Below are 16,961 nucleotides of genomic sequence, written 5' to 3' on the forward strand. Positions count from 1 at the left end.
CGACCTTCCGGGGAAGCTGCCGCCGGCCCGCTAGACCCATTAGAACAAGCGCTCCCGCGGCCTGCCGTGGTGTCGTAGCGCTGGAAGCCCGACCTGCCCCGCTGCGCCTGCGCAAGGGGTGGTGCAACATTCCAGAGGCGAAACGCCATGGCGTTCCGCGCGGTAGCAGCGCGCGAGGAACGCACAATGAAACGTATGTTGATCAACGCCACGCAGGCCGAAGAACTGCGCGTGGCCATCGTCGACGGCCAGACCCTGTACGACATCGATATCGAACAGCCGTCGAAGGAACAGAAGAAGTCCAACATCTACAAGGGCCGCATCACCCGGCTCGAGCCCTCCCTGGAAGCCGCCTTCGTCGATTACGGCGGCGAGCGCCATGGCTTCCTGCCGTTGAAGGAAATCTCCCGCGATTACTTCCAGGCGGGCGTGGACCACAACAAGGCCGGCATCCGTGAGCTGCTGAAGGAAGGCCAGGAAGTCGTTGTCCAGGTCGACAAGGACGAGCGTGGCAACAAGGGCGCCGCCCTGACCACGTTCATCTCGCTGGCCGGCCGCTACATGGTGCTGATGCCCAACTCGCCCACCGCCGGCGGCGTCTCGCGCCGGATCGAGGGCGACGACCGCGCCGCCCTGAAGGAGGCGATGGACAAGCTGAACATCCCCGACGACATGGGGGTGATCATCCGTACCGCCGGCGTCGGTCGCGACGCCGAAGAGCTGCAGTGGGACCTGGATTACCTGCTCAGCGTCTGGCGCGCCATCGCCGAAGCCGCGCTGACCAAGCCGGCCCCGTTCCTGATCTACCAGGAAAGCCGCCTGATCGTGCGCGCCCTCCGCGACTACCTGCGCAACGACGTGGGCGAGATCCTGGTCGACACCGAGGAGCTCCACGAGACCGCGCGCGAGTTCATGCAGCAGGTCATGCCGCACAACCTGCGCAAGCTGAAGCACTACAAGGACGACATTCCGCTGTTCAACCGCTTCCAGATCGAATCGCAGATCGAAGGCGCGTACGAACGCAACGTCCGCCTGCCCTCCGGCGGTTCGATCGTGGTCGACCAGACCGAGGCCCTGACCGCCATCGACGTCAACTCGGCGCGCGCCACCAAGGGCGGCGACATCGAGGAGACCGCGTTCCACACCAACCTGGAAGCGGCCGAGGAAGTGGCCCGCCAGCTGCGCCTGCGCGACCTGGGCGGCCTGGTGGTGATCGACTTCATCGACATGTCGTCGAACAAGCATCAGCGCGAGGTCGAGAACAAGCTGCAGAACGCGCTGAAGTACGACCGCGCCCGCGTGCAGATCGGCCGCATCTCGCGCTTCGGCCTGCTCGAAATGAGCCGCCAGCGCCTGCGCCCGAGCCTGGGCGAGTCCAGCCAGATCGTGTGCCCGCGCTGCGAAGGTCATGGCCGCATGCGCAGCGTCGAGTCGCTGTCGCTGTCGATCATCCGCGTGGCCGAAGAGCACGCCATGAAGGACAACACCGGCCAGGTGCTGATCCAGGCGCCGCTGGAGATCGCCAACTTCCTGCTCAACGAAAAGCGCGGCGCCCTGCGTGAAATCGAACAGCGCCATGACGCGCCGATCATCATCGTAGCCGATGAAGCGCTACACACGCCGCACTACGAAGTCACCCGCATCCGCGAGAACGAGCTGGGCGAAGAGTCCAGCAAGCCCAGCTACCAGCGCGGCACCCCGCGCAAGCTGCCGGTGCACGCGCTGACCAAGTCGCAGCTCAACATCCCGCCGGCGCCGGCGGTCACCCACGTCAAGCATGCGCAGCCCGCCCCGGTGCGCGAGGAACGTGACACACCGGCCCCGGTAGCCGTCGCGGCACCGGTCGCGACGCCCGTCGCCGTCGCCGCGCCTGCCTCGGGTGGCGTGATGGGGTTCTTCAAGCGCCTATTCGGCGGTGGCGAAACGGCGGCTCCGGCCCCGCAGGCCCGTCCGCAGCAGGACAACCGCCAGCGCAACGACCGCAACAACAACGGACGTCGCGAGAACCGCGACAACCGTGACAACCGCGGCCAGCAGAACCAGGGCCGGGGCGGCAAGCCGGACAACAACCGTCGCGACGAGCGCAACAAGGGCGAGAAGACGCAGGGCGGCAACGCCCAGCAGCAGAAGCCGCGCAACGAGCCGCAGGGCCAGAAGCAGCAGAAGCCGCAGAACGCCCAGGGCAATGCACAGCAGCAGCCAAAGTCACCCAAGCCGCCGCAGGGTCAGCAGGGTGGCAAGCAGCAGGGTCAGGAAGGCCAGCGCCAGCAGGCTCCACGCGCGCCGCAGCAGGACGCACCCAAGCCAGCCGCCGCCGCTCTCGAACCGGTGACGACGGCCGCTGCCGCCGTGGCCGCCACGCAGGAAACTGCGCGTGTCGCGCCGCCCGCTGCTGCCTCCGTCGCGGCCCCGACGACCGACACGCCGGCGATCGAGCTCGACGCGACGCAGGTCGCCGCCGTCCAGGGCGATGCCGCGCCGTCTTCCGACACTGGTGAAACCAGTGAAGGTGGTCGCCGCCGTCGTGGGCGTCGGGGTGGCCGCCGCCGCCGTCGTGGCAACGGTGAAGCCGGTGCCGCGGGTGAAGAAGGCGTGCTGGCCGATGACCTGGGCAGTGATGACGATGCCCCGATCGCCGACCGTTCGCAGCCGGAGTTCGACTTCGACGACGAAGAGCCGGCCGTCGCCGCGCCGCGTCCGCCGAAGCCGCAACCGGCCGCGCCTGTTGCCGCTGTCGCGGCAGCCGCACCGGTCGCGGCGGCTGCGGCTGCCGAGCTGGAACAGCAGACGGTGGCCGCTGCCGACGCGACGCCCGTGATCGTGCCCGCCCCGGTCGTGGTCGAGACCGTCGCGGCCGTCGAAGTGATCGAGGACGTGAAGGCCGAAGCCGCTCGTGTCCAGCCCGAGGTGAACGCCACGGTGCAGCACGAAGCGCCGGCAGCCGTCGCCATCGTCGAAACGGTGAAGGCCGAGATCGCCGCCGAACCGGCCTCGGTGGTCGTCGAGGCGGTCGAGACTCGGGCCCCGGTCGTCGCCGCCGTCGAGGCCGTGGAGACGGTCGCGGAAACCCCGGCAGTCGCCGAGGTCCGCAACGAGCCCGTGCAGATCGACCTGGTCGATGCCGTGAACGAAGCCACTGCCGATGTCGAAGCGCCGGTCGGGGCCGCTGCGCCGACGTCGCCGCCCGCCACGCCGAAGCCCGCCGCGCCGGCGACGGGTTCGCTGTTCTTCGTTGCCGATGCGGACACGCCGCCGTCGGTCACGCGCAGCCTGTTCGAGCCGGTGACGCCGGCCAAGCCGGCCAACGCGCCGGCGGAAGACAAGCAGGACGGCAGCACCTCCGAGGAACGCAGCGCCTGACGCGTGCTGCTTCACGATGCTCGACGACACTGGCCGCGCAAGCGGCCAGTGTCGTTATGAAGACGGTGGATTCCTCCGCAACAGGCGACGCTGCCGAGACCATAACGTCATCCCAGCGAAGGCTGGGACCCATTTGCGCTTGCTCCACCCACGGCGGCTAGTCCGCACAATGGATTCCAGCCTTCGCTGGAATGACGGCGTTAGGGCACGTCGATCTTCGGAAGCCCGCCACGTCGTCTCTGCGAACGCTGGAATCCATTTGCGCTTGCTCCACCCACAGCGGCTAGTAGAGGCAATGGATTCCAGCCTTCGCTGGAATGACGACCTCAGGGCACGTCGACCTTCAGAGGCCCGCCACGTCGTCCCAGCGAACGCCGGGACCCATTTTGCTCTTGCTTCACCCTGCGGCTAGCCACGCAATGGATTCCAGCCTTCGCTGGAATGACGGCGTCAGGACACGTCGATCTTCCGAAGCCCCCCACGTCGTCCCATCGAACGCTGGGACCCATTTGCGCTTGCTCCATCCACGGCGGCTAGTCCAAGCAATGGATTCCAGCCTTCGCTGGAATGACGGCGTTAGGGCACGTCGATCTTCGGAAGCCCGCCACGTCATCCCAGCGAACGCTCGGACCCATTTTTCTCTTGCTTCACCCTGTGGCTCGCACGCAATGGATTCCAGCCTTCGCTGGAATGACGACCTCAGGGCACGTCGACCTTCAGAGGCCAGCCACGTCGTCCCAGCGAACGCTGGGACCCATTTGCTCTTGCTTCACCCTGCGGCTCGCCGCGCAACGGATTCCAGCCTTCGCTGGAATGACGGCAAGCGGCGGCGCCATCCCGACCAGCGATCACAGCGCGCGGGTCGGGTCCATCAGGCCCCACTGGGCGGCCAGGCGCGCCAGGGCGATGTTGTCCTGCACGCCCGTCTTCTCGAACAGGCGCGTCTTGTGCGTGTTGACCGTCTTCGCGCTGAGGTTGAGCCGGCGGGCGATCTCTTCCTGACGCATGCCCTGCGTGAGCAGCATGGCAACTTCCAGTTCGCGCGGCGAGAGCGCATCGAAGGGCGACGCGTCGCCGCCCACGGTGTGCAGCGCCAGGTTCTGCGCGACGTTGCTGCCCAGGTAGCGCTTGCCGCGGGCAACATCGCGCACGGCGCGGATCAGCTCGGTGGCGTCGCCGGCCTTGCCCAGGTAGCCAGACGCGCCGGCCTCCAGCAGGCGCTTCGGCAGCGGACCGTCCTCAAGCACCGAGACGATGATGACGCGCACGCCGATGTCGGCGCGCACGATGCGCTCGGTGACTTCCAGGCCGCTGTAGCCGGGCAGATGCAGGTCGCACAAGACGACATCGGGTTTCAGCTGGCGCACGAGCGGCAACGCGGCTTCGCCCGTCTCGGCTTCGCCGACCACTTCGATGTCGGTCTCTGTGCCCAGGATCAGGCGCATGCCCGTGCGTACGAGGGCGTGGTCGTCGATGAGGAAAACGCGGATGGTCATGGGGGGCGGCTACCTGGAGTCTCGGGTCGAGCGTAGGTGGCCGTCCCGCGCCACGCAATTAACATTCTATCGGCGGCCGGTCGGTCCATGCATTCCGGACTATCGAGGCACCGCCGGCGCTGCGGCATACTCGCGCTTTCCAACGGGGAACCCCTATGCCGAACGTCCGCCTGCGCGCCGCATTGCTGCTCGCCCTGCTCGCCGCCAGCCCTGCCTGGGCCGATACCGTCTCCGAACGATGGCAGGCCCAGGTCGGCGACATCAGCGCCCACGCCGACACTCGCACGCGCGGTGACGCCATCGGCAAGCGGCTCGACAGGCTCGGCATTGCGTGGAAGCGTGAGGCTTTCGAACAGGACGGACAGGCCGGCCAGAACCTCGTGGCGGATCTTGGCGGTCCCAAGGATGCGCCGCTGCTGCTGATCGGCGCGCACTACGATCAGGTCGACGTCGGCCACGGCGCTACCGACAACGCGTCCGGCGTCGCTGCGGTGCTGGAACTGGCCGCCGTGCTGAAGGCCGCGCCGCTGGCGCATCACCGCGTGCAGGTCGTGTTCTGGGACCTCGAAGAGAAAGGCCTGCTCGGTTCGCGCGCCTGGGTGGCGACGACCGGCCGCGAAAAGCCCGCGCTGTACGTCAACTTCGACGTCTTCGGCTGGGGCGACACGCTGTGGATGATGTCGCCGCAGGGCGACAGCCTGCTGGTCGCCTCGCTGCGCGCGGCGAGCGAGTACGAAAAGCTCGCCTTCAAGCCCGGGGACAAGTACCCGCCCACCGACCACCTGGCCTTCCTCAAGGCCGGCTGGCCGGCGGTGTCGTTCTCGCTGGTCGGAGGCGATGAGATCGGTCCGATCCTCGAGGTGTTCGGCGGGGGCAAGCCTGCGCAGGTGCCGAAGGTGATGCAGGTGATCCACAGCCCACGCGACACCACCGCCGAACTCGACAGCCAGCGCGTGGACGATGCGTTGCGTGTGGTCGAGCAAGGGCTGCGGACGTGGGATGCGGGCGTGAAGGCGCGCTGAAATCGGGCGACAAGACGACGGCCCCCGCAGGGGCCGTTGTGATCGAGAACACGCCTGGCTCTCCGGGCGGCGACGGTGTCGGACTCGCGGTCCACCGCCAGGCGCAGCATGGGAACAGGGGGTGTCCGGTGCGCTGCGTTCGGTCCTCTCGTGGGGCCCTGGGTGTCAGTCTCGCGACTCGGTAGCAGGGTGTTCCGGGAGACAGAGGGGGTGGATCCGTCGGCCCGACCACTGCGCGTGTTTTACGGAGCCGGATGCGAAGACGGCGTGTAGATCGTTCAGCCGGATTGCACGGTTTCTTGACACGGGCTGGACATCGCTTAATCCCCGCGAACAGGTCAGCCTGAATTCGCACCGGCGTCACAAATCCACGCTTACCGTGCTCGAAAGACACCTGCTTGCACCGCGCTCATGATGACCTTCGACCTGTTCAATACGCCCGCCGCGGACGGCACGTACGAGCTTTCGATCAACGAGTCGCCGCCGCTGCGCTTCACCACGCGCGGCGCCGCTCTCACGTACGCCGTCAAACTGGCCAACCAGCGCCATCAGCAGGGGCTGGATTTCGCGATCAACATCGAAGGCGGCGACGGCCGCTGGCGGCTCTTCAACGGCTGGCGGCTCTGCGCCTGAGCCGCGGGCCGCCGTCCGGGGTTGCTGTCCGCAAACGGTGAGACCGCCATGGGCGGACATGGCAGGCTGTGCGTCTTCCCACACCGGACGCCACCATGCCCACCGCCGACACCGCCGCCCGCTTCCGCCACCTTCACCAGCATGGCCTGCTCCGTCTGGCCAACGTCTGGGACGCTGGCACCGCCCGCCTCGCCGAACACCACGGCGCCGCCGCCATCGCCACCACCAGTGCCGGCCTGGCCTGGTCGCAGGGCTATCCCGACGGCGACCGGCTTGCGGTCGACGCGCTCCTGCATGCGGTCGCCAGCATTGCACGGGTGATCCACGTCCCCCTCACGGTCGATGTCGAAGGCGGTTACGACGACGACCCGGCCCGCGTGGCCGCCACAGTGCTGCGCGTCGTGCAGGCCGGCGCGGCCGGCATCAACCTGGAAGACGGCAGCGGCGATCCGGCCCTGCTGGCGGCGAAAATCCGCGCGATCCGCCATGCCTGCGAGGGGCACGGAACCGACGTCTTCATCAACGCGCGCACCGACGTCTACCTGCGCGGGCTCGTCCCGGAATCGACCCGCGTCGCTGCAACGCTCGCACGCGCCGCGCAGTATCGCGAGGCCGGTGCGGACGGGCTGTTCGTGCCCGGCGTGGTCGAGGAAGCCGAGATCCGCGCACTCGCCGCGGGCTGCGGCGTGCCGCTCAACGTGATGCTGCGCCCGCAATTGCGTGATTTCGACGCATTGGCGGCGTGGGGCGTGCGCCGCATCAGTGCCGGTTCCGCCCTGGCCGAATCCGCATTCGGTCATGTCGGCGCGCAGATGGACGCGTTCCTGCATGGCACACGGACCGCCCTGCCCGATCCCCACGCCATGGGCTACGGCGCGATCAACGCTCTGTTCGCATGAGGCGCGGCGTGCGTAGGAATTTTCCTACGCCCTGTCGGGGTTGCTCCCGACTGCCAATGTGACTCACATCCGCGACGATGGCGCTGTCCCCGGTGGCACGCCCTGCACAGGCCAGGCATGGCCGATCTGCAACGGAAACAGGCTGCCGGTGCCGGGGACTCCCCCTTCAGACCCGATCGCGCTTGATCGGGTTTTCTTTTGCGCGACGCATGCGCCTCACGGGCCGCCTGCCCACAGCTCCGGCGCCTGGGCCAGGCCCAGCAAGACGAGCGCTGTGGCGGCGATCAGCAACCATCCCATGCTCCGTATCAGCAGACTGCGCATGTCGACGTCCCCCGTTCCTGTGAGCTGACTATCACCACGCAGGCATCGCGTGTCAAAGGTAAATGCATGCATGCGCTGAGGGAGATTTGCTTCTCTGCGTTTACCTTGCCGCTGCCATCGCCTGTGCAACGACGCGCGGAAAAACCCGCTTCTTTCCCGGCGCTGGCGCGCCGCACCGCAGATCACGCCGTGCGCGACGCGCCTTCCACCAACGCTTCGATCAGCGCGCGCGATGCCGCGGACAAACGGCGATGCGGTGCGTAGATCAGCGAGAACGGTCGCGCGCGCCCGGCGAGCTGCGGCAGCACGCGCACCAGGGGCGCACCGCGCGCGATCGCCGCATCGATGATGAAATCGTAGGTCTGGCACAGGCCCACGCCGGACTGCGCCAACGACACCACGCCGAGCACGTCGTCGGACACGGCGATGCGGGAAGCGGGTATCCATTCGATGTCTTCGCCCTCCGCACGGAACAGCCAGGGCGACACGCGACCACTGCTGGGCAGCACGAACGGCAGGCAGGTGTGCGCGGAGAGTTCGTCGAGCGAGCGTGGTGTGCCCTGCGCAGCCAGGTAATCCGTCGACGCGACCACGCTCAACGTGGCGTGCTCCAGCAGGCGCCCCACCAGCCCGCTGTCCGGCAGCACGCCCAGGCGGATCGCCAGGTCGAAGCCTTCGGCCACCAGGTCCACGTTGCGGTTGGCGATGTTCACTTCCACGCGCACCTGCGGATGCCGCTGCACGAACGGGGCCAGCAACGCCGGCAACCGGTAGTGCCCATAGGTGGTGGGCACGCTGATCCGCACCTGCCCGGTCAACGTACCGGCCTCGCCCTGCACCGCGCGTTCGGCATCGTCGATCAGGAGGAAGGCCGCGCGCGCCTGTTCCACGTACAGGCGTCCGGCTTCGGTCAGGCCGATCCGGCGCGTGGTCCGCCGCAATAGCTGGCTACCCAGCCGCGTTTCCAGCCGCGCGATCGCCCGGCTGACCACCGACGGGGTCGTGGACAAGGCCACGGCCGCGGCCGTCAGCGAGCCGTGATCCACCACGGCCACCAACGCCTCGACGTCGGCCAGATGATCGAATCGGCGCGCCATTATTGCCTCATGAGAACAGATGATTTCCCGCGAGCCCAATTTATCGCCTCATTCGCAGGGAATAAAGTGCGCGCCATTCCGGGCCCCCCCGCCCCCTTGGAGATCGCCATGAAACGCCTCGCCCCTCTCGCCGCAGCCCTGCTGCTGACCCTCGGCGCCGTCCACGCCCACGCCGCCAACGTGTTGGTGGTCCTGTCCGATGCCGACCATCTGGACCTGCGCGACGGCCGGGTCTACCCCACCGGCTTCTACCTCAACGAGCTGATGCAGCCGGTCAAGGCGCTGCGCGACGCCGGCCACCAGGTCACCTTCGCCACCCCGCAAGGCCGGGCGCCCACGGTCGATCGCAGTTCCCTCGACCAGGCGTACTTCGGCAACGATGCCGCCGCACTTAAAGCGCACGAGGACCTGCTGGCACAGCTGGCGCTGACCTCCCCCACCCGATCGCCCGTGCTCAGCCTGGCCCGCGTGGAGCAGATCGGTTACGGCGCCTTCGATGCCGTCTACATCCCGGGCGGCCATGCGCCGATGCAGGATCTGCTGGCCAGCCCCGCGTTGGGTCGCCTGCTCCGCGACTTCCACGCGCAGGGCAAGCCCACCGCGCTGGTCTGCCACGGCCCCATCGCGCTGCTCTCGACCCTGCCGGACAATGCGGCCTTCCTGCGCCAGATGGAGCGCGATGGCCGCGCGACGCCGTCGCCGCAGTGGATCTACGCCGGCTACCGCGTCACCGTGATCAGCAACGACGAGGAAGAACAGGCAAAGGGCCTGCTCAACGGCGGCACGATGAAGTTCTACCCGCAGAGCGCGCTGCAGTGGGCCGGCGTGGACTACCGCAGCAATACGCAGCCGTGGCAGTCCAACGTGGTCGTCGATCGCGAACTGATCACCGGACAGAATCCGGCCTCCGCCGCGGACGTGGCAAAGGCGCTGCTGGCACGCCTGGACTGATCAGCGCATCCGTCACCCGCGTCGTCGCCGGCGCCACCACCGCGGCCAGCGCGACGGACGGGGCGGCGCGGTGCGATACGCCACGCTGGCGGGCACGCGCAGCGACACGGTCGTGCCCGCGCCATCGGTGGACGCGAGGACCAACGTGCCGCCGATGCGCTGCGCGCGCTCGCGCATGCCGTACAGGCCCCAGTGGCCCTGACGACCGCCGGCTCTTCGCACGGCCTCGGGCAGGCCGACGCCGTCGTCGCGCACGCGCAGGTGCAGCGCGTCGTGCTGATAGTCCAGGTCCACTTCCACATGCGCGGCCTGCGCGTGCTGGAACGCGTTGAACACCGCCTCGCGCGCGATCCGGTACAGCTCGTCGCGGACCAGCGCATCCAGTGCCCGCGGCTCGCCTTCGACCTCGAGCCGGAACTCGGCCGCGTGCTCCGGCACCAGGTCTTCGCCCAGGGCGGCCAGCGCCTCGGACAACTCGCCCGACATGCGCGCACGACGCAGGTCCAGCACGCGGTCGCGGGCCTCGGCCAGCACATCGTCGGCCCGCTGCAGCACGCGCTCCATCGCCGCGTGGCCGGGCGCGTCGCGGCCGAGCGACTGCGACACCGCATGGAAGCGCAGGATCAGCCCCTGGACGCTCTGCAACAGGGTGTCGTGCAGTTCGCGGGCGATCCGCTCGCGTTCGTGGTGGCGCTCGTGCAGGCGCGCGCGGATCTGCGCGGACAGGTGGCGCAGGCGCAACAGATAGGCGACCCACAACAGGGTCGCGCCCAACAGCACGCACAGCACGACGAACCACGTGGTCTGGTAGTACCTCGGCGCGATCACCACGGGCAGCGTGGCGCCCACCTCGTTCCACACACCGTCGTTGTTGGCGGCGATCACCCGGAAGGTGTACGTGCCCGGCCCGGGATCGTTGTAGAACGCGGTGCGCCGTGTCTCGGCGTCCTGCCATTCGGTGTCGTAGCCGTCCAGTTTGTAGCGGAAGCGCACGCGCTCCGGGATCGACAGGCTCAGCGCGGTGTAGGCGATCTGCAGGTTGCGTGTGCCCGGCGGCAGGCGCAGCACGCCGGCGCCCACGCGGTGGGTCTGGCCGTCGGCCGCCAGCGAGAGGATCGAGACCGGCGGCGCCAGCAGATTGCGGTGGATGCGCGCCGGATCGATCGACACCACGCCGCTGGTGGTCGCGAACCACAGGCGCCCATCACCGCCCTCCGCGGCCGTCGGAATCGGCCGGAACTGCGCCGGCACGCCGGGCATGCCGTCGAGGAAATCGAACAGTTCGTAACGCGGCGCGGGCGTGTCAAACAGCGTGGCCACGTCGACGGCCTTCACGTGCAACACGCCGCGTGCGCCGTTCAACCACAGATCGCCCGCGCGCGTCTGCACGATGCCGGTGATGCCGGTGAACGGACTGTCGGGGCTCGGCGGCAGGCTGCGCACGCGGCCGCGGGCAGCGCGCGCCAACCCGCGCTCGCCACCGATCCACACGCCGCCGCGGCTTTCCAGCAAGGCGGTGACATTGCCGACCGCCAGGCCATCCTCGCGTCCCAGCGCCCGGATGTCGTCGCCGCGCAGGATCGCGATCTGGTCGCGCGCATAGCCCATCCATACCGCACCATCGCGCGTGGGCAGCATCACCAGCGGCGACGAGCCCGGCGGCAGCCCTGGGCGGCCGCGCAGGTGCTGCCAGCGTCCGTCCGCCAGGCGATGGATGCCGGGCGTGTTCAACGACACCCACAGCACGCCGTCGTCGCCGTGCGCGATGGCCTGCACGCCGGAATAGCCGGACACCGGCAGCGGCGTGACCGGCGCGATGCCTCCGTCGCGCAGCGTCCACAACCCGCCGGGCCCGCCCAGCCACACCGTGCCCGCGCGGTCGCGGTGTGCCGCGGTGATCGGTGGCGGCAGGTCGAGGTAACGCAACGCTCCGCCATTGAGCGCCATCAGCGGACGATTGCGGCTGCCCGCCAGCAACGTACCGTCGGCGGCGGTGACGATGGCGAAGTCCTGCGCGCCATCCGGCAGCATCGCGGGGATCACCTGGGTGTGGCGGAACCGGTCCAGGCCGCGGCTGCTGCCTACCCAGACATTGCCTTCGCGGTCTTCCAGCACCGGCAGCAGGTAGTCGGCACTGAGACCGTCATCCTGACGGAAACGCTCCACTGATCCGCCGCTGCGCGCCGGCGGCAGCGGACGCGCCAGGCGTTGCAGGCCTTCGCCCATGGTGCTGGCCCACAACGTGCCGTCTCGGTCGAACAACAAGCCGGCCGACGGCGCGGTGATCGTCGGTGGAACGGCCACGCCGTCGAGCGGCACGCGGCGCACGCCGCCTTCGTTCTCGGCGACCCACAGGCTGCCGTCGGCGGCCTGTACCATCTGGCTGATCCGGCCCACGCGCACGTCCAGCGTCTCAAAGACGCGCGCGCCCTTGCGCAGGCGGGCCAAGCCATCTTCCGTCGCCAGCCACAACGCGCCGTCGCGATCGGTGAACACCGAGCGCGCCTGCGCGCCGGGCGCGCGCCACGCGGCTTCGACGCGATGCCAGCGGCCTTCGCGCAGATAGACCAAGCCGCTGAACGTCGCCGCCCACAGGCGGCCATCGGGGGTTTCGGCGAAACGGAACACCGTGCTGGTCGGCAGGCCCTGCGCTTCGCCGTAATGGGTCAGTCGGCCCTCGCGCAGGTAGCTCACCGCGCCGTAGCGGAAGCCGATCCACAGCCCGCCGTCTTTCGTCGCATACAGCGTGGACACGCTGGTGGCCGGAAAGGCCTGGCCGTCCGCCGGCTCGTAGCGTTCGAACTGCACGCCATCGAAGCGGTACAACCCGACCTGTGTGCCCAGCCACAGGTAGCCGTCGGCGGTCTGCGCGAGCGCGGTAATCTGGCCCGGCGCGCCCTGGCGGACCGTCCACGCCGTGTGGTGGAACTGGGCGATCTGGCGCTGCGCGTCCAGCGCCTGCGCCAGCGGCGCGAGCAGCAGGCACGCGCACGCCAGCAGCACGCGCCACGCACGCATGCGCACGCGGTGCGGCCTTGCGGCCCCCTCGGTCTGTCTGCCCGCCACGCTGATCAACCTGCCCCCTTCGACACCGCCGACACGATGGAAGAACGCCCGCCTGCCCTCCCCCAGGGTGTCGTGTCCTTAGCGGGACACGGCGCGGCGATTCGGTGCGCACTTTACCCGAGCCGCGGGGCGTTCCGCGTCAGCGGCGAGACCGCGCATGCGTCAAGGCACGAACTGCTTGGCCCCGTATTCCCATGTCCACGGGACGCCGGTATCGCCCAGCACGAAGGCCGTGAGGCGTGGGAACGCGCGTTCGGCCCGCACATCGTTACCCAAGATCACCACGCAGCGCTTGCGCTGGCGCACGCACACCCAGGTATTGCCGGTGGAATCGTTGTGCCCACCCTTGAAGAAGCCCGGCCCCTGCGGGCCGTCGAACACCACCACGCCCAGGCCGGCGGCGAGATCCTGACGGCGCTCGGCGATCGGCAGTTCGTCCTGCAGCGTGGGGAACTGCGACCGCGTGGTGATCGGCAGCTGTGCGGTGGTCATCGCCGCGGCGCTCGCGGCGGACAGGCCTTCGCCGTTGACGAAGGCCGCGGCGAACTTCGCCAGGTCGGCGATAGTGGTGTCCATCGAACCGGCGGCACGCACGCGGCTGCGTTCGTCATGCGGCTCGACAGTGCCGTCCTCGGTCCAACCATCGGCCAGGTTGGCGGCGAAGTCCGGGCGCCAGATCATGCTGGTGTTCGGCATGCCGAAGCGGTCGAACGCGCGGCGCTGCATTTCCTGCCCCAGGTTCAGGCCCAGTCCGCGTTCGATCACGTACTGCAGCAGGATCAGGCCCTCGCCCGAGTAGGCGTAGCGGCTTCCCGGGGTGAAGTGGATGCGCAGTTTCTCGTCCGGTTCGAGATAGGCGAAGTTGGCGAAGCCGCTGCTGTGGGTCAGCAGATGGCGCGCGGTGATCGTCTTCCAGCGCGCATCGCCGGCGAGGTCCGGCCAGGGGCCGTAGGCGTCCTCGGCGGGATAGTCGGTGAGCGGCTTGGGGAAGTACTCGTGGATGGGACGGTCGAGGTCGAGCCTGCCCTCATCGACCAGCTGCATGACGGTCCAGGCGAACACAGCCTTGGTCAGCGAGGCGCCGTACATGACGGTGTCGGTCCGCAGCGGGTCGCCCTGGGCGTTGCGCCGGCCATAGGCGGCCACGTGCACGACCTTGCCGTCGTCGATCACGGCAATGGCCAGGCCGTTGGCCTGGGCGGCGGTCATGGCCTGGGCCACTTCGGCATCGAGCGCGGCACGGCGGGGGATGGGATGCGGCACGGGTTCGGCCGCAGACGCGGCGAACGGCAGCATGGCGAGCAGGCAGACTCCGAACAGTGGACGCATGACCCCTCCTTATGTGAGTTGAATCATACGGACCGGAGCGGACGGCTTAAGCGCCAGAGGTCATGCCCCAGCCATTTTGCCCCCGGCGGTCCCTCTACTCACACATAACCTGACCCGAGAGGCAGAAAGACTGGCTCCTCTCTCACTAAGGCTGGCGCGAGAGACAAAAAGACTCGCTCGTCTCTCACTAAGGCTGGCGCGAGAGACAAAAAGACTCGCTCGTCTCTCACTAAGACTGACGCGAGGGGCAAAAAGACTCGCTCATCTCTCACTAAGACTGACGCGAAGGGCAAAAAGACTCGCTCTTCTCTCACTAAGCCTGGCGCGAGAGGCAAAAAGACTCGCTCGTCTCTCACTAAGACTGACGCGCGAGGCAAAAAGACTGGTTCTTCTCTCACTAAGACTGGCGCGAGAGGCAAAAAGACTGGTTCTTCTCTCACTAAGACTGGCGCGAGAGGCTAAAAGGCTCGATGGGCCCCACCGAGCCGTGTTACAGCGACAGGATCCGCATCAGGGCCACCGCCGCCACCGCCGACGCCAGCCAGATCGCCACGCGCTTGATCAGCGCGCTGTTCAATCCCCCCTGCCCCGCTTCCCGAGGCGGGTTGAAGCCGACCACCAGCACGTGCATCGGCAGCGCGATGACCAGCAGGAACGCGAACACCCAGTTCAAGGTCTCGTCCCCGAGTCGCGGCCAGACCCACGGCATCACGATGCCGGCAAAGAGACCGGCAATGGCGGCGGTGATCGGCGTGGGGGTGAGCTTCATGCGGGGCGGGCATCCGGTCGGGCGATGCCGCAGTCTAGCGGGCGGGTGTGCTGGGATGGGGTAGCGGATGGTCGTAGGGGTCAGCGTAGGATGGGTTGAGCAACGCGATACCCATCAACTGGACTCATGAGGTCAAGGATGACCCGTTACCGCCGCGCCTTCATCCCGGGCGCCACCTACTTCTTCACCGTCAATCTCGCCGACCGGCGGGCCACCTTGCTGGTCGATCACATCGACCTACTGCGCGACGCCATCCGATACACCCGCAAACGGCACCCGTTCGACATCGACGCGATGGTCGTCCTACCCGATCACTTGCATGCTGTCTGGAAGCTGCCACCGGGCGACGCCGACTTTCCACTTCGCTGGCGCCTTATCAAGACGTGGTTCTCTCGCAACCTACCGCATGGAGAGCATCGACGCGCCAGCCACGTCGACAAGAGCGAACGCGGCATCTGGCAACGAAGGTATTGGGAGCACTTGATACGCGATGAAACCGACCTTGCGCGCCACGTGGACTACATCCACTGGAATCCGGTGAAGCATGGACGTGTGGCGCGGGTGTCGGATTGGCCCTACTCGACATTCCACCGGTTCGTGAGCGATGGAAGGCTGGGCATGGATTGGGGTTGCGCGGAATCTGACGAGGCCGGCTTCGGGGAGCCGACTTGATGGGTAGACCGGCTTCGCCGTTGAAAGCCGCTCCGCTCAACCCATCCTACGGGCTCAGGCAAATCGCCACTGCAGCCAGAGCCAGTAAACCAGGAGCGCCACGCCGGCCAGCAGTTGCAGCACCACCAGGTAGCGGACGATCCCGTGCCATGTGCCCCGGTACGTCCTGTGCGCGACCCACCCCAGCAGCAGCGTCACCGCGAAGCCGAGGGTCCAGGCGAACCAGGCGATGCCCTTGCCGAGGCAGCCGAATCCCTCGCAGTACATCCGCCAGGTCATGGACGCGGTGACCGCGAGCGCGGACAGGGCCGCCACGTAGAGCACGGCCAAGGCGACGCGCCAGGGTGCGCGCGGGATGCGGGAGGCGTTCGGTGTGTCCAAGGGCGATGTCCGGGCCGCAGGAGGCAGCGAGCATACCGGCTCTGCGGCCCCGCCAAACCCTGCTCAGTAAGCGGGCAGGAATCCGGCGGCGTCGACGAGTTCCACGCCCGGCGCCGACCGCAGGCACGCCGCCAGCGGCGGCACGTGCCCTTGGCCGTAGAACACCACCGCGCGATCGCCCGGCTTCAGCGCCTGCAGCAGGCGCGCGCAGATGGCGAAATTCCGCTTCGCCCAGGCCGCATTGAGTTCGACGCCGGGCTGTTGTTCGCCGCTGCCGTAGCGGAGGAACTCGGCGTAGAAGCCCGCGGCCTCATCGAGGGTCTGTGGGGTATTCATGTCGCGCAGCACGCCGCCGATACTGTGCGTGGCCTGCAACGCGGTGATGCGCGCGGTGATGCCCTGCGCTTGGGCCATCAACGCCTGGAGATGGGCCGATTTTCCATGGGCGCTCGCCCATGCGCTCAGCGGTTCGAACGGAAAGTCGCCCGGCACATCCAGGCCGTGGACCTGTTCGAGCCCCGCCTGCCTGGCCAGCCGGAACCCGAGTTGCACCACTTCGTTGCGAGAGGGCGGCAGCGTCCCGTCGAGATACTGCGCGTACTGCGCACGCGCCGCCTCGGCAGGCCATTCGACGCCGACAAAGGTCGGCTTGAACGCGGCAAGGGCATCGGTCACGGCCTGCAGTTCCGCCTGCCGCTGGGGCACGGTGACATCCACCGACTCCACATTGGCCTGATCCTGTCCCGGATTGCTGAAGTGATAGGTGCCGATGAGCACCACACGCGCGGGTGGCTCGGCTGCCCATGCAACACCCGCCAACAAGAGCAACGCCAGCATGAGGAGACGACGCATAAGCTTTTCTCCGACGCGGTATGGATTGACCGATCCTACAACCGTTCCTGAGAGGGATCGCTAGCTGGGGCTATCTCGCTAGCCCCCATGGACGAGGCGTCGCGCTCCGG

General features: G+C 68.2%; 13 protein-coding genes. 6 read left to right on the forward strand and 7 right to left on the reverse strand.

What is annotated here, in order from left to right:
* The first annotated feature begins 186 nt into the window (after window positions 1–186).
* Window positions 187–3,360, forward strand: a complete 3,174-nt coding sequence (gene rne / locus AC23D6_RS10550; RefSeq protein ID WP_487749229.1) for a ribonuclease E — start codon at window positions 187–189, stop codon at window positions 3,358–3,360.
* 848 nt (window positions 3,361–4,208) lie between these two features.
* Here rne and AC23D6_RS10555 read toward each other — a convergent pair.
* Window positions 4,209–4,856, reverse strand: coding sequence for a response regulator (locus tag AC23D6_RS10555; protein ID WP_487749230.1), 648 nt, complete (start codon window positions 4,854–4,856; stop codon window positions 4,209–4,211).
* 155 nt (window positions 4,857–5,011) lie between these two features.
* On the opposite strand from AC23D6_RS10555, the gene AC23D6_RS10560 reads away from it, so the two are divergent.
* From AC23D6_RS10560 to AC23D6_RS10570, 3 genes are all read left to right on the forward strand, one after another.
* Window positions 5,012–5,878: a M28 family metallopeptidase gene (locus AC23D6_RS10560; protein WP_487749231.1), complete on the forward strand. Its 867-nt coding sequence runs from the start codon at window positions 5,012–5,014 to the stop codon at window positions 5,876–5,878.
* 414 nt (window positions 5,879–6,292) lie between these two features.
* Window positions 6,293–6,511: a hypothetical protein gene (locus AC23D6_RS10565; RefSeq protein ID WP_487749232.1), complete on the forward strand. Its 219-nt coding sequence runs from the start codon at window positions 6,293–6,295 to the stop codon at window positions 6,509–6,511.
* Window positions 6,512–6,606: 95 nt separating this feature from the next.
* Window positions 6,607–7,410 carry an isocitrate lyase/PEP mutase family protein gene (locus AC23D6_RS10570; RefSeq protein WP_487749233.1) on the forward strand — a complete coding sequence of 268 codons (804 nt, stop codon included), beginning with the start codon at window positions 6,607–6,609 and terminating at the stop codon, window positions 7,408–7,410.
* 506 nt (window positions 7,411–7,916) lie between these two features.
* On the opposite strand, the gene AC23D6_RS10575 is transcribed toward AC23D6_RS10570, so the two are convergent.
* Entirely contained in the window at window positions 7,917–8,831 is a 915-nt protein-coding gene (locus AC23D6_RS10575; protein WP_487749234.1) for a LysR substrate-binding domain-containing protein, read from the reverse strand.
* A gap of 108 nt (window positions 8,832–8,939) precedes the next feature.
* Between AC23D6_RS10575 and AC23D6_RS10580 the strand changes: the two genes are divergently transcribed.
* Window positions 8,940–9,782 carry a type 1 glutamine amidotransferase domain-containing protein gene (locus tag AC23D6_RS10580; protein WP_487749235.1) on the forward strand — a complete coding sequence of 281 codons (843 nt, stop codon included), beginning with the start codon at window positions 8,940–8,942 and terminating at the stop codon, window positions 9,780–9,782.
* 12 nt (window positions 9,783–9,794) lie between these two features.
* On the opposite strand, the gene AC23D6_RS10585 is transcribed toward AC23D6_RS10580, so the two are convergent.
* From AC23D6_RS10585 to AC23D6_RS10595, 3 genes are all read right to left on the reverse strand, one after another.
* Window positions 9,795–12,800 (reverse strand): sensor histidine kinase, encoded by a 3,006-nt coding sequence (locus AC23D6_RS10585; RefSeq protein ID WP_487749236.1) that lies wholly within the window; start codon window positions 12,798–12,800, stop codon window positions 9,795–9,797.
* Window positions 12,801–13,010: 210 nt separating this feature from the next.
* The gene (locus AC23D6_RS10590; RefSeq protein ID WP_487749237.1) at window positions 13,011–14,177 is read right to left on the reverse strand and encodes a serine hydrolase domain-containing protein; all 1,167 of its coding nucleotides are present in this window, start codon (window positions 14,175–14,177) and stop codon (window positions 13,011–13,013) included.
* A 490-nt stretch (window positions 14,178–14,667) separates the two neighbouring features.
* A complete protein-coding gene (locus AC23D6_RS10595; protein ID WP_487749238.1) occupies window positions 14,668–14,946 on the reverse strand; it encodes a hypothetical protein in 279 nt (92 codons plus the stop codon).
* Between the two features lie 138 nt (window positions 14,947–15,084).
* On the opposite strand from AC23D6_RS10595, the gene AC23D6_RS10600 reads away from it, so the two are divergent.
* Complete coding sequence (locus AC23D6_RS10600; RefSeq protein ID WP_487749239.1) at window positions 15,085–15,618, forward strand: REP-associated tyrosine transposase; 534 nt, start codon at window positions 15,085–15,087, stop codon at window positions 15,616–15,618.
* 54 nt (window positions 15,619–15,672) lie between these two features.
* On the opposite strand, the gene AC23D6_RS10605 is transcribed toward AC23D6_RS10600, so the two are convergent.
* Both AC23D6_RS10605 and AC23D6_RS10610 read right to left on the reverse strand, forming a co-directional pair.
* The gene (locus AC23D6_RS10605) at window positions 15,673–15,999 is read right to left on the reverse strand and encodes a hypothetical protein (RefSeq protein ID WP_487749240.1); all 327 of its coding nucleotides are present in this window, start codon (window positions 15,997–15,999) and stop codon (window positions 15,673–15,675) included.
* A gap of 63 nt (window positions 16,000–16,062) precedes the next feature.
* Window positions 16,063–16,851, reverse strand: coding sequence for a DUF5694 domain-containing protein (locus tag AC23D6_RS10610; RefSeq protein ID WP_487749241.1), 789 nt, complete (start codon window positions 16,849–16,851; stop codon window positions 16,063–16,065).
* Between the last annotated feature and the right edge of the window lie 110 nt (window positions 16,852–16,961).

This window comes from Pseudoxanthomonas sp. G3, assembly GCF_057654715.1.